This window comes from Thalassotalea litorea (genome assembly GCF_043642205.1).
Taxonomy (GTDB): Bacteria; Pseudomonadota; Gammaproteobacteria; order Enterobacterales; family Alteromonadaceae; genus Thalassotalea_A; species Thalassotalea_A litorea.
In genome coordinates this window covers 12,865-26,242 of the sequence record NZ_JBHZSG010000030.1, presented here as the reverse complement: position 1 = coordinate 26,242, position 13,378 = coordinate 12,865, and the positions used below count along the sequence as shown (strand labels likewise).

10 protein-coding genes are annotated in these 13,378 nt (G+C 44.9%); 6 read left to right on the top strand and 4 right to left on the bottom strand.

The window, feature by feature from the left end; all coding sequences use genetic code 11:
* Nucleotides 1-29 precede the first annotated feature (29 nt).
* Together ACHUFQ_RS12480 and ACHUFQ_RS12475 are read left to right on the top strand one after the other, a co-directional pair.
* Nucleotides 30-1,346, top strand: a complete 1,317-nt coding sequence (locus ACHUFQ_RS12480; RefSeq protein WP_394176024.1) for a DEAD/DEAH box helicase — start codon at nucleotides 30-32, stop codon at nucleotides 1,344-1,346.
* A gap of 67 nt (nucleotides 1,347-1,413) precedes the next feature.
* Nucleotides 1,414-2,190, top strand: coding sequence for a hypothetical protein (locus ACHUFQ_RS12475; protein WP_394176022.1), 777 nt, complete (start codon nucleotides 1,414-1,416; stop codon nucleotides 2,188-2,190).
* A 2-nt stretch (nucleotides 2,191-2,192) separates the two neighbouring features.
* On the opposite strand, the gene ACHUFQ_RS12470 is transcribed toward ACHUFQ_RS12475, so the two are convergent.
* Both ACHUFQ_RS12470 and ACHUFQ_RS12465 read right to left on the bottom strand, forming a co-directional pair.
* Nucleotides 2,193-2,711 (bottom strand): hypothetical protein, encoded by a 519-nt coding sequence (locus ACHUFQ_RS12470; RefSeq protein ID WP_394176020.1) that lies wholly within the window; start codon nucleotides 2,709-2,711, stop codon nucleotides 2,193-2,195.
* 84 nt (nucleotides 2,712-2,795) lie between these two features.
* Nucleotides 2,796-5,132: a tetratricopeptide repeat protein gene (locus ACHUFQ_RS12465; protein WP_394176019.1), complete on the bottom strand. Its 2,337-nt coding sequence runs from the start codon at nucleotides 5,130-5,132 to the stop codon at nucleotides 2,796-2,798.
* A gap of 247 nt (nucleotides 5,133-5,379) precedes the next feature.
* On the opposite strand from ACHUFQ_RS12465, the gene ACHUFQ_RS12460 reads away from it, so the two are divergent.
* Entirely contained in the window at nucleotides 5,380-7,353 is a 1,974-nt protein-coding gene (locus ACHUFQ_RS12460; RefSeq protein WP_394176018.1) for a cation:proton antiporter domain-containing protein, read from the top strand.
* A gap of 89 nt (nucleotides 7,354-7,442) precedes the next feature.
* The gene (locus ACHUFQ_RS12455; protein ID WP_394176016.1) at nucleotides 7,443-8,708 is read left to right on the top strand and encodes a BamA/TamA family outer membrane protein; all 1,266 of its coding nucleotides are present in this window, start codon (nucleotides 7,443-7,445) and stop codon (nucleotides 8,706-8,708) included.
* A 46-nt stretch (nucleotides 8,709-8,754) separates the two neighbouring features.
* Here the strand turns inward: ACHUFQ_RS12455 and ACHUFQ_RS12450 are convergent, their stop codons facing one another.
* Together ACHUFQ_RS12450 and nadK are read right to left on the bottom strand one after the other, a co-directional pair.
* Nucleotides 8,755-9,921, bottom strand: a complete 1,167-nt coding sequence (locus tag ACHUFQ_RS12450; protein WP_394176014.1) for a patatin-like phospholipase family protein — start codon at nucleotides 9,919-9,921, stop codon at nucleotides 8,755-8,757.
* 176 nt (nucleotides 9,922-10,097) lie between these two features.
* On the bottom strand, nucleotides 10,098-10,979 hold the full coding sequence (nadK, locus tag ACHUFQ_RS12445; RefSeq protein WP_394176013.1) for an NAD(+) kinase: 882 nt from the start codon (nucleotides 10,977-10,979) through the stop codon (nucleotides 10,098-10,100).
* Between the two features lie 390 nt (nucleotides 10,980-11,369).
* On the opposite strand from nadK, the gene grpE reads away from it, so the two are divergent.
* Both grpE and ACHUFQ_RS12435 read left to right on the top strand, forming a co-directional pair.
* Nucleotides 11,370-12,035: a nucleotide exchange factor GrpE gene (gene grpE / locus ACHUFQ_RS12440; RefSeq protein ID WP_394176011.1), complete on the top strand. Its 666-nt coding sequence runs from the start codon at nucleotides 11,370-11,372 to the stop codon at nucleotides 12,033-12,035.
* A gap of 163 nt (nucleotides 12,036-12,198) precedes the next feature.
* A complete protein-coding gene (locus ACHUFQ_RS12435; protein WP_394176009.1) occupies nucleotides 12,199-13,242 on the top strand; it encodes an HD-GYP domain-containing protein in 1,044 nt (347 codons plus the stop codon).
* Nucleotides 13,243-13,378: the final 136 nt, after the last annotated feature.

Genomic DNA, 13,378 nt, shown 5'->3' with positions numbered 1-13,378 from the left:
CCGGCATATTTGATTACTAAGGTTAGTTGATGAGTTTTGATGCGATAGGTCTTCCTCAACCGCTACTGCAAGCGGTAAAGTCTCTGGGGTATAAAAACCTTACGCCAATCCAGCAAAAAGGTATTTCTGCGATCCGCAGTGGCCAGGATGTGTTGGCAAGTGCGCAAACCGGTACCGGTAAAACGGCAGCGTTTTCTCTGCCAATCATTGAAGCGCTGTTAAAAGCCGGGGCAGGACAGGGAACTCATAATTGTGGTGTACAGGCCTTGGTATTAACGCCAACCCGTGAGCTGGCCAAACAGGTTAAAGAAAACATTGAGCAATATTGTCAACATACCGAGTTAACGACGACATTGGTGTATGGCGGCGTTGGTAACAGCGAACAGCAAAAACGTATCCAGCAGGGCAGTGATATCGTTGTCGCAACCCCTGGCCGGGTGCTGGAACTGATCCAAAACCGTACGCTTCGCTTAAATCAGCTCAAATTTGTTGTCCTTGATGAAGCCGATCGCATGCTGGATATGGGCTTTTTAAAACCCATTGAACAAATACTCTCACCGATAAAGCAGCCGCATCAGACCTTGCTATTTTCGGCAACGTTTTCCAATAAAGTCAAAACTCTGGCGAAGCAGTTTTTACAGCACCCGCGGATTATTGAGACGGCTAAGCAAAACGCGACGGCGAATAAAGTGCGTCAGTATGTTTACCCGGTGCAGGAAAATCGCAAACGTGAAATGCTGTCAGAGTTAATTGGCAAGAATAACTGGCACCAGGTGATGGTTTTTGCCGGTACCCGGGAAAGTGCCAATGAATTGGCCAAAGAGTTAAAGCTTGATGGTATTAAAGCGGTGCTCTGTCATGGCGAAAAATCCCAGGGCGCGCGCAATAAGGCCTTACAGGAATTTACCGAAGGTAAAGCCCGGGTGATGGTGGCCACCGATGTTGCCGCTCGCGGTATTGATATTGCCGATTTGCAATATGTGGTGAATTATCATTTGCCGTTTTTAGCCGAAGATTACGTGCATCGCATTGGCCGAACGGGGCGAGCGGGGAAATCGGGCACCGCCATTTCATTGGTGTCTCCGAAAGACCATCGTTTTCTAGGGGATATCGAGGCGTTAATTGAACAAAAAATCGAACGTGTCGTATTACCCGGATACGAGTTTGATTTATTGGCTGAAGTTGCGCGAAAAAACGCCGCGAAAAAAGGCGCTGAAGTGCAAAGCGTTAGCAATGATAAAAACCGCTACCAGAAAAACCGGGATAAAAATCGGGCATTGGATAAAAAGCGTAGCGCCGCAACAAACAACAAGGTTAAACGGAAAAGTCGTCATTCGAGCCGTTAATATATAAATGCCTTAACGTCGTAGGGCATTTATACAGCTAACTTCCGCCATAATATCGAGATGTTATATGGATAATGAACATCGCCGCCGCGCGAAAACAACCTTGCTATCTGATATCGATAGCGATGAGTATTATCATGGTAAATCCCCGCAGTCAGAGGATGCAGGTGCATCGGCAGCACAAGGGACTGGTCAGGATTTTTTGCCACTGGAAGTTCCGTTTGAATATCGCCATTGCTGTTGGTTTTGCAAAGAGCCAGCGGCTCGTATGTTTAACTATCCAACCGATCAAATACCAAACACCAATGACACCGCAAAAGGCATGGCCATTCCGGCATGTCATGAGTGTGCCGCTATTGCCAATAAGCACAAAAAGCTGGAGGTTTCGCAGCTGCGTGAAAAAGTAAACGCAGGATTACGTAAACTTTATCGCAAGGATCTGGCCATTGGCGTTAACTGGACCAAAGAAGAGCTGGAAAACAGTGGCTTTGAAGGGGGCAATTTTGAAGGGTTTGCCCGCAGCGCGTGGTTTATGTATGAAATCGCCCGGGACAGAGTAAATTTTAAAGGTTGGCCACTACAGCTTCATGGTTTGAAGCTGCATGAAGAGCAACAATCATCGTTTCATTTCGATGGCACCGATTTTAATGACGTGGAACAGGCAATAGCGTTTTACGCACAAACCTATCGCCTTGATCCCGGGTTTTTGAACGAGGCCGTTTATCGTCTGTCACCAGATCGTTTTGCCGATGCCTTGCGCCTGGCCCGGATCTGTCAGGATTTTAGCGCCTTGGAACGAGAAGAGGCGCTTAATCGTTTAACGCAAAGTCTTGGTCTGCGCTAGTTTTAGTGGTTGATCACAATTCTTGGGTCAAAACCTTCAGCGCAACCTTCCACGTTAACGTCATAGTCCCAGACCCCTTTATTTTTAACTTTACAGTCAATTTCACCATCAGTTGATGACACTATGGTGGCCGAGCAACCCTTGTCTTTGTCTTTTTCCTTAAACGGCGTGAGATCGGTTTCAAAATCGTCGTTGGGGTTGACTGGCATGTCTGACGCTGAGGTTACCGGGTGAAAATTCAAGGTGTATTTGTATTTGCTATCCGCCACCCATTTAAGTTTTTTGTCTTTGGCAGAACAAACACAGTCTTTGATGTTTTTACAAGGGTTGGTGTCGAGTTTTTTGCAGTTGTTTTTTTCAGGATCCGCGAGGGTGACGGAAATGGCACAACTGGTCACAGGATCAATATCGATAACCATGGTTTGGTCATTTTCTTTGGCACTGGCCATGCCTAACGGTAGCAGTAACAGGGCAAGTAGCGTCATTAGGCTATTGCGGGTGACAAGTAACAGGTTGCTCATAATTGTTTCCTGGGGTTGTAGTTGAATTATCCAGACAATGTCTGCCTGGTTACGGTCATTCCCGATCACTACCTGCTTGATAGTTTATCCCTGAAGCGGGGTACTTTCATTGTTAAATAACCTGATAAGCTCTTCTTTATAGTCTAAAAATTGCGGATCCGCTAATATCATCTTGGTATCAAACCCTAATGAAACCGCTTTGTTGAGCATGCTTTTCATTTGAACATTAGACAGGCAATTTTTAGCCACAATCGCCATATCATAAAACACCTGTGGATCCTGGTGTTGCGACTGCAGAACTGAAACTTGGTAGTTGGCGGCATCGTCACATTGATTTAGCTCCGAATAATACCTTGATATCTGTGCTTTGAGATTGATATCGTGCGGGTTAATGTGTTCATTTTGCTTGGCCAGCGTCAGTGCTTTTTGATAAGACTGTTGCGCCTTGTGATTGTTTTTTCCTGAATAATGAATCGCATCTGCGAGATTGCCCCAATAGGTAAAATTTTCCGGTGCATGCTCAAGGGCTTTTTGATAGTTGCTGGCTGCAATGTCAAACTGTCCGAGAAAAAAGTGATTCGTTGCCAAATTAGAGTAGGCAGCCGCACTTGGCGCAATTTCAATGGCTTTTTTAAGGGCGTCTGCCGCCTCATCCAGCTGCCAAAGCATCATATGCGAGGCGCCTAAGGCATTATAGGAATTTAAGATCCCATCTTTTAGAAGATTTACCTTCTTAAATTGCGGGATGGCCGCGGTAAAATTACCGGTGGCAAACAAAAATGAACCATATTCATAGTAGTTTTGCCAATACCCGGGCTCTGATTGGATCGCTTTTTGATAGTATTGCCGGGCTTTATTCGGTTTTTCCAATAGTCGATAGGTTTTAGCAAGCTCGCACATGGCCTCAGAATTATTGCCATCAATGTCCAGTGCTTCTTCAAACTGTTCCTGAGCCTGATAGTATTCGCCGTTGGTGAGATAAAGCTTACCAAGGGCAAGATGTGACTCACTGCCAACTTGTTGGTAATTGGCCGTTAATTCGCACGATTCCTTGGCTTTTTGATATTCACTAATGGTTAGATTAATCGTGTAAATATTCAGATTGGTTTTGCACAGTGCGGCGGCGGCTAAAACGAAGCTGTTATCCAGTGTTAATGCCTGAGTAAAGTACCCCTCCGCGATTTGTAAATTAGTGATGCTACTATCATCTTGATAAGCGGATTTCCCCTGTAAATAGGCATCATATGCGGCGAAATTATGGGTGGGTTTTATCTCTGTATCCGAGGTTTCGGCATGACCGATGATCATCAGCAACACGGCGTTTTTGACTTTTCTGAAAAGTTCTTCATTCAAAGAAAGCAGCTCATTTTTCTGACCAGAAATAATGTCTTGCCATAGCTGATACCCGGTTTCAGTATCGATCAATTGCGTGGTGATTTTAAGGGTGTCCTGGTTGTATGACAGGGTTCCTTCAACCAGATATTTTGCCTTTAATTGTTGCCTGATCACATTCAAATCACTACCTTCGTCAATGGTATTGGTTGAGCGTAGAGACGTTGCCTTGATATTAGGGGATTGTGAAAGGTAGCTAATGAGTTCCTCTTGAATCGTTTTCGGATAATATGATGGATTGTCGTCGTTCTGAGAAACGGTGAAGGGAAAAACAGCGACAGCGTTGCTTTGTACGCCGGTTGAACGGGATATTGACGCGGCATTCGGATTTGAGACTTGCTCGTCAATTTTCTGAACCAGATGGCTGGAAATTAAAAAGATAATGCCAAGGGCGCTGAGCACGAAAATGGAGTCAAAAATAAATTGTTTTATCAAGGCAACTTTTGAGGCTTTGGCTTTTGCTAATCGCTTTCTGGCGTCCAGTTCGCTGAGCCAGTAATAAACAATCACCAGAATAAACCCGACCACCAAAGCCAGCGTTGCGACTTTCAAGCCCCAGTCGGGGAGCTCAAATATCGGAAAAATAATGGCGAAGGCCTGTAATAATATCCACGAAAAAACGATGTATGCGGCGCTAACTTTGAACAATCGACTGCTTTTTAACATTGCCATTGATAACTTCCAAGACTCGGGTGTGGCGCTGCCAATCTCGGATATACCATCAGAATTTAATGGACTTGGGGTGACACGTAAGCGATAGCCTTTGCGGGGAATGGTCTGAATAAGCACGGGGCATTCTTTGGGATCGCCAAGCACCTGCCGGATCTCACTGATGGCATGAGATACCGTACTTTTTGAGGCATTCGTGCTCCCCCAGGCAAAGTCGAGTATCTGTTGATATTCGACAATCTGGTTTGGGTGAGATGCCAGTAGTAATAACACTTCCAAGGCTTTTGGTGCCAGATGAAATCGCTCGGATTCCCGAATGACAAAGCCAAGATCTGGTTTTATTAATATGTCATTTAACATAAACCCCTGATGTAACTGCTTGTCTATTGTTGATTCGATCTCTAATATGGGGTTCTTTGTGTTTGATATATCAGTATTTTTTTCGTGTTTGTCCATAGGGTTAGGGGACGAACTTCCGTCTTTGTGTCGTTTTAATTTACCAATGTGTAAATTAGCATTGATACTTAGTATGGAAGGGGATCGCGACATGCGCTAGCAAATGCTTTGCATTGTTATGGTCATATCTTGCTGAGTAAAAGGGTGTTAAGTGGGCAATTTTTATCAGGTTCTTGCGATCTTAATCGCTTCAGTCGTAATCGTCTGGCTGTTTAGACGCTGGCGACTACCGGCGATCCTCGCGTATTTAGTCGCCGGTACCCTGATAGGTGAGCATGGTTTAAATATCACCGGTGATGATTCTGACTATGAACACATTGCCGAGCTAGGCATCGTGTTCTTACTGTTCACCTTAGGGCTGGAATTTTCCTTACCGAAACTGGTGGCTATGCGCCATTTGGTCACTGATGTGGGCTGCAAGCAAGTTGCTCTGACCTTGCTTATCGTTATTCTATTGGCATTACTGTTTGGTTTATCAGGGCCTACGGCTTTTGTTATCGGTGGTGTCGTCGCTCTGTCTTCTACTGCCATTGTGATTCGGCAATTATCGGAGTCCGGCTCGATAAAAAGGCGTTCCGGACAAATTTCCGTAGCGGTTTTATTGTGTCAGGATATTGCTGTCGTTCCATTTCTTATTGTGATCCCACTGCTTGGTGACGGTGCCGATTGGGGCATGTTAAGCGCATTAGCCATCGCCTTAATCAAGGGCTGTTTTGTGGTGGGAGTCTTGCTGTTTGCCGGGCGTTGGTTATTACCGAGGATCTTTAACGTTGTGGCTCAGGTACGCACCGATGAACTGTTTGTATTGACCACTTTACTGGTGACATTACTCGCTGCTGCGCTAACCCAGTTTTTTGGCTTATCGATGGCCTTAGGGGCTTTTTTAGCTGGCATGATGCTCGGCGAAAGTCAGTATAAATATCAGCTTGAAGCCGATATCAGGCCGTTTCGGGATATTTTATTAGGCCTGTTTTTTGTCACCGTTGGGATGAAACTTGATTGGCAGGCGTTATTTCAATCCCCGGGCAGTATTGCTCTGGTGCTGGTTTTGTCTTTGTTAATCAAAATATCGGTGATCCGAATTCTTGCGGTTCGGGCCGGCGAGTCCGCTAAAGATGCCTGGGCGTCAGGTTTTATGCTGGCGCAAATGGGAGAATTCAGTTTTGTATTAATCGCTCTGGCCGCAAACAATGGTGTGTTTAGCACAGAGTTGACCTCGATTTTACTTGGCGCGGGAATTCTTTCGATGGCCGTAACGCCGTTTATGATCTCTCATGCCCGCGATTGGGCGGTGAAACTGACCTTGGAAAACAATCAAAAACTCAGTGAACAGCAACAGGAATTGTCCAAGCCCCAACGACCGTTAAGTAATCATGTGGTTATCTGTGGTTTTGGCCGCGTTGGACAAACGGTTAGCCGTTTTTTAAAGCAGGAAAATATCGATTTTGTCGCTATCGACATTGATCCGGTGCGCGTCAACGAAGCCAGAGAAGCAGGGGAAAATGTATTGTTCGGCTCGGCTCGTCAGGCGGAAGTCTTACATGCGGCAAATATTGAAGAGGCAAAATTGGTGGTCGTCTCCTATGGGGCTCCAGAGCAATCCTTTGATGTCGTGCAAAAAGTTCGTTCCTTGTCTGAGCACGTACAAATCCTGGTCCGTACGCGTAATGATGATGCGCTTACCAAACTTCAGGAAGCGGGGGCCAATGAAGTGGTACCTGAATCGTTAGAGGGGAGTTTGATGTTAGTGTCGCAGGTATTGAACTTAAGCGGTGTACCATTTTCCAGGATTGTTCGGCAAATTCAGGCGGAGCGCAAGAATCACTACAATCGTCTGCATGGTTTCTACCCTGGGGTAGATACCGATATGAGTGCCGGCGCTATCGAACGATTGGAATTCGTGCATGCAACCTTACTTAACGATGATGCGTTTGCCAATGGCAAGTGTATTGAAGAACTGGGGTTGCAGGAAAAACGGGTTGAGATATTATCGATTCGTCGGCATGGGCGTGAGATCCCGCATCCATCATTATCAGAAGTGCTAATGGCCCAAGACACCTTAGTGTTACAAGGAAAGCCCAGGCGCGTGGAACGCGTTGAGCGTTTTTTGCAAAAAGGTGAATAGTTAAGGTACTCAGTCTGCTTGGGATAATGTTGCCTTTAAGGGCTATAGTTTGTTCATGACTTGAGTTTCTTTTAACCTTTGGAGCATTGATGAAAACCGTTTCGATAAAGTCAGTGTTATCTAAAGTATCGGCGGCGCCATTATTCCTCCGTTTATCTGCGGTGTTTGTCAGTACCTTGCTGAGCAGTGTATTGATGGTTAAGTCTGGCCATGCGTTGGATGATGGAAGTATTTTTGTGGATCCAAGCGATGGTTTTTTGGATGCATCGAAATATTTGTCTGAAAATGCCTATGGCTTCCTACCCGTGCCTATTGTGATAACGGATCCGGCAGTCGATGGCGGATTTGGCTTATCCGGGGTGTTTTTTCACGAGGATGAATCCGATCGGGAGCGACGATTAAAAGCCTTACAAGCGAATGATGAAAATGCAGCCAAATATTTGTTCACGCCAAATGTTTCTGTTGTGGGCGCCGCATATACCGGTAACGATTCATATTTTGTCGGTGGTGGGCATTTAGGCTTTTTTAATAACGGACGGACGCGCTATTTTGGTGGCCTTGGCTATGGCAGTCTTAATCTGGATTTTTATGGTTATGGCGACTTGACCATAGAATCGCCGATAGAACTGAATACCGAAGCGGTATTTGTGGCCCAAAATCTCAAATTTCAAATCAGTAAATTGCCCGTTTTTGTTGGATTTGTGCAGCGCTATACCAATGCCGAGTTGAGTCCTACTAACCTTAATGATATTGACGTTGAGCGTTTTCCTGAAGCACTGCAGGATGATTTGCCTGCGTTATTAACCCGCGAGGTGACAACATCAGGATTTGGCTTTACGGCGCAGTTTGATAACCGTGATAACTTTTTCTCACCAAATCAAGGGTTTCAATATGAATTAACGCACCTGTGGTTTGACGACAGTATTGGCTCAGACTTTCATTATCAGCTAACCGAATTTAGCGGCCTGAACTTTTTTCGCCTCACCAAGCATTGGCGCAGTAACATACGGATTGAAAGTGAATATGCGCAAACCCAGGGGATATTACCACCATTTGCTACGCCGAGTGTGAAATTGCGCGGCATTCCTGCTGGTCGCTATCAGGGCGATGCCATTGGTGTTGTTGAATGGGAATTGGTGTATGAAATCTCTCCCCGTTGGGAAGTCAGTGCATTTGCTGGAGCTGGGCGGGCGGCAGAGCAGTTTTCCGATTTATCCGATAGCCCGTCTCGTGTCACTAAAGGCATGGGATTTCGTTACATGATTGCGCGTCGCTATGGCTTTGATATGGGCTTGGATATTGCCCGAGGTCCGGAAGAGTCGGTATTTTATATTCAGGCTGGTTCAGCGTGGTGACAGGCTCAGCGTCTGAGGTTAATTGCTTAAGGCTAATTGGCTAAGATTAAATGGCTAAGAATTTGCGGATCTCGGTTTCTTTTTCCATCGCATCTTCATACCCTACCTGAATAAGTTTTTTGCAATAGTTCTGCTCAAACAAAATATACGAGGTCAAACTCGATTCTGAATCTTGAGTCGCGCCCATAAATCGCAGCAACAACCGCAATGGCCAGTTCAGCTCACCATAATGTTGTTGGGCTATTTGATTAAAGTTCTGACTGGGATTGATCAATAAGGTGTCGATATGTCGTAATTCCGACTGTAAATCCCGTTTGCTTTTATCAATCAATTGCACGGTTCGATTGACGCGTTGTAAGCGTTCAAGGTCGCTATTTAGTGATTCTGCGAAAACCGTATCCATCAGATGACCAGCAACGGTTGCAATGGCTGGTGGATGGTTTTTTTCTATATTGACTATCGGGTGGTTGAGGCTTTCATCTTCTTGTGGTTGTTCCACTCCGACCATAAAGATCCGCTCCGCTCCTAGATGGATCGGTGGGCTTAATGGTGATAACTGATTTACTGATCCGTCCCCATAATGCTCCTGTTGGATTCTTACTGGCGGGAAAATTAATGGAATAGATGACGAGGCCATAAGGTGCGAGGTATTTAGCTGGCATTGAATGCCACGCCGTTTTGCTCGTTGCCATGGGGTTATCGATTTATCCGCCTGATAAAAGCTGATTGAATCGCCACTGGAATAACTGGAAGCGGTAATGGCAATTGATGATAAATAGCCATTCAATATATTGATATCGATGCGTTTAAAATCAATAACTTCGTTCAATAAATCTCGTAAGGGAGCATTATTTAATAAACTGTAAGATTTGGAATTTGCGTAACCAGCATCAAAATTACTCAAGAAACCCGCGATTATGTTACCAAACACTCTGCCGGCGGTACTGTGATAAATACTTGATGTATGCAGGTTCTTCCACACCCATTCCAACCGACGAACCCCAAGGTGAAAGCATGATGCATAACAGGCTATGGTCGTGGCATTAATTGCACCTGCAGAGGTGCCACAAATAATCGGGAAAGGAATGCCGTGATTACGGGGCATATAACTGGCAATGGCTTTTAACACACCAACCTGGTAAGCGGCACGGGCACCACCACCGGTTAGCATTAATGCCGTTTTACATCCTTTGTAACTCTTCTTGTTAACCATTTATATTGTGTCTGAATTTCCTGAGTTGATTCTCTTACAGTATTGCGCCATTGATGCCAATGTGTAAAGCAGGATGAATGGTCAATCGAACGTTTTTTTGCTGGCTAAGATCAACATTCATCGCAGTCGAATAACAGACCTAACTACCATCTCGTTCAGGATTGCTAGGCGCGACGTTAATAAATTTTATTGCCCCAACTTAATTTGCTGCGCAAGACATTAAAATAATCATGATCGAGAGGGTGTACCAGGCGCAGAGTTTGTTCGCACTTTTTGATAATGATTTCATCCCCCGGCATGACGGCCAAAATAACGTGACCATCACAGCTGACTTGCAAATCTTCTGAATTGTTGGTTGCCACCACGAGCTTTAACACGGAATCGCCATCCACCACAATTGGGCGCGACGTTAACGTATGCGGGAACATTGGAACCAGCGTTAACGCATTCAGATTAGGGGTTAATATCGAGCCACCGGCGGACATACTATAGGCTGTTGAACCTGTGGGTGTGGAAACAATCAGACCGTCAGAACGCTGGGAAAACATAAACACATCGTCCAGGTAAACCTCAAATTCCATCATCGATGCGACTTTACCGGGATGTAATACGGCCTCATTAACGGCGCTGTTGGCGCTTTTTAACTGGCCGTGACGATAGACTTCAACCTGGATCAGGAATCTGTGTTCAGTCTTTGAACGGCCCTGCAATATTTCATCCAGAGGATCGAAGAGGTTATCCGGTGAAATATCGGTTAAAAACCCGAGATTGCCACGATTCACACCAACGACCGCAACGTTGTAGCAGGCCAATACTCGCGCGGCGCCAAGCATATAGCCATCACCGCCAACGACTATCGCAAGATCGGCCAATTCGCCAATTTCGGTAATATCGCGAGATTGTTTAGGATTAACCTCGATTTGTCGAGCCACCTTGGTTTCTACCAATACCTGATAGCCTTTATCGGTAAAAAAGGTTAGTAACGATTTTAAGGTTGCCAGAGCTCCGCTGTGGTCTGGCTTGCCGATCAGGCCGATGGTTTTGTATTGTTGGGTCATGGTTTCTATATGTATTCTAAATGTATTGTTGGCTTCTAACGTTCGGGCTTTTATCAATATTTATTCTAATAATGGCAGTGTCGCATAAAAATTTAGCGTGTAATACCAATTCCATTAAATTTTTGCACAACTCAAAGTTAGGGCTCTGATAAACTCCCAAAGGTGATTTTTAAAGGCGTTTATACGGCGTTACTGATTTTTACCGATTTTGAGATAATGGAGCGAACATTCTCGGCAATCAAAGCCTAGCCTAAAACCTTTAAATTCTCACTGAGTCGAAAAACACTTAGTGGAATTGGTGTAAAGGACGATTTTTCTTTAATTCTAGGCTTGATCCAAATTTTTCAATCCCCATAATTACCAGCAATATAGATTTTATTGGAGTTTGCAATGACGACTGAGTCAAATAATCACCGTGAAGACGATGTGAAACCACAAGCAGAAATGGAACAAAGCACCGAGCAAAACGCTGCGACAGAAGCGGACGTTACTGCTGAGCCAGCGGTAGAAGCAGAAAACGTAGAAGCTGACGTGGTTGAAGGCGTTGTCGAAGAAACCGTAGAAGAGCTTAGCGCGGAACAACAAAAAATCGCTGAGTTGGAACAAAAACTCGCCGCTGCCCAGGCAACGATTGATGGTCAAAAAGACTCGGTGATCCGTGCTAAAGCGGAAGTGGATAACATTCGTCGTCGCTCTGCACAAGATGTCGATAAAGCAAAGAAATTCGCACTGGAAAAATTTTCCGGTGAGTTGTTGGTGGTGGTTGATAATCTTGAACGTGGCCTTGAAAATATCGATAAAGACGATGAAACCAACAAAGCGATTGTCGAAGGTATCGAGCTAACCCTGCAAAGCTTGTTATCGGCGTTGGATAAGTTTGGTGTGAAAGTGGTGGATCCAAAAGATCAGCCATTTAATCCAGAATTACATCAGGCGATGTCAATGCAGCAAATCGAAGGTGTTGAGCCCAATACGGTTATCGCCGTTATGCAAAAAGGTTATGAGTTAAATGGTCGTCTATTGCGCCCAGCAATGGTTATGGTTTCGAAAGCCTAGGTGCTTAAGAACAATCCCCAAAGGTAGTGGCTAAGTTGCCCATCCAAATGTCTCGAATTGAAAAGCAGGTGATAAGCCTGCTTTTTTTATGCCGATAAGATAAAACCATTACCAATGAACTATTATTGTTTATTTCAATAAGTTAAATTTCATTGGGGGGGAGATGGAGCCAAGGGCAACTATTTTAATCGTTGACGATAATCCGGAAAATATCGACGTACTCAATGGCATTTTAAAACAACGGTATCGGGTAAAAGCGGCGTTATCTGGTCAGCTTGCTTTAAAAATTGTCGCAGGCTCTGAGAAACCCGATTTAATTCTACTGGATATTATGATGCCTGGCATGGATGGGCATGAAGTATGTCGTTTATTAAAAGCCAATCCGCTCACCGTTGACATCCCAATCATTTTTATTACCGCAAAAACCGCCGTTGAAGACGAACAAATTGGTCTGGAACTTGGTGCCGTCGATTACATCAGTAAACCCGTCAGCGTTCCAATTGTTCTGGCTCGGGTAAAAACCCATTTAGCCTTGTATAACCAACAGCGGGAGTTGGAATATAAAGTTAAGGAACGCACCACCGAAATTGAGCAAACACGCCGGGAAATTATTGACAGACTCGGGCGTGCCGCAGAATACAAAGACAATGAAACAGGCATGCACGTTATTCGCATGAGCCGTTATTCAAAAATGCTCGCTGAAAAAATCAATGCCCCGGAGAACTGGGTGGATCTCATCTACAATGCCGCACCAATGCACGATATTGGCAAAATTGGCATTCCTGACAAGATTTTATTAAAGCCCGGTAAATTGTCGCCTGAAGAGTGGCAGGAAATGCAAAAACACGTGCAATATGGCGCCGATATCATTGGTAAACACGCTTCGCAACTGTTGCAAATGGCACGGGAAATCGCCCTGTTTCATCATGAAAAATACGATGGCAGTGGTTATCCTCATGGCACTAAGGGCGATGAAATTCCCTTGAGTGCAAGAATTGTCGCCATCGCAGATGTATTTGATGCACTAACCTCAGAGCGTCCCTATAAAGCTGCCTGGTCAATCGATACCACCTTTGAATACATTCAAAACGAGGCTGGGCGTCACTTTGACCCGGAATTAGTACCGCAGTTTATTGCTTGTAAAGAGCAAATTATTGAGATTATGGAACGTTTTGCGGACTCGCAAACCCCAGCCGAATCTCAATAACTTACGATGTACCGGGCTCCGGGAAAACGACAAATCTCAATGAAAAAACCAAATCCGCATATTTTTTAAGGGATTTACCACTTTTTTTCATTTTTTTTCGGTTTTCCCGTTGAAAAATAATCCTCCATCCCCCACT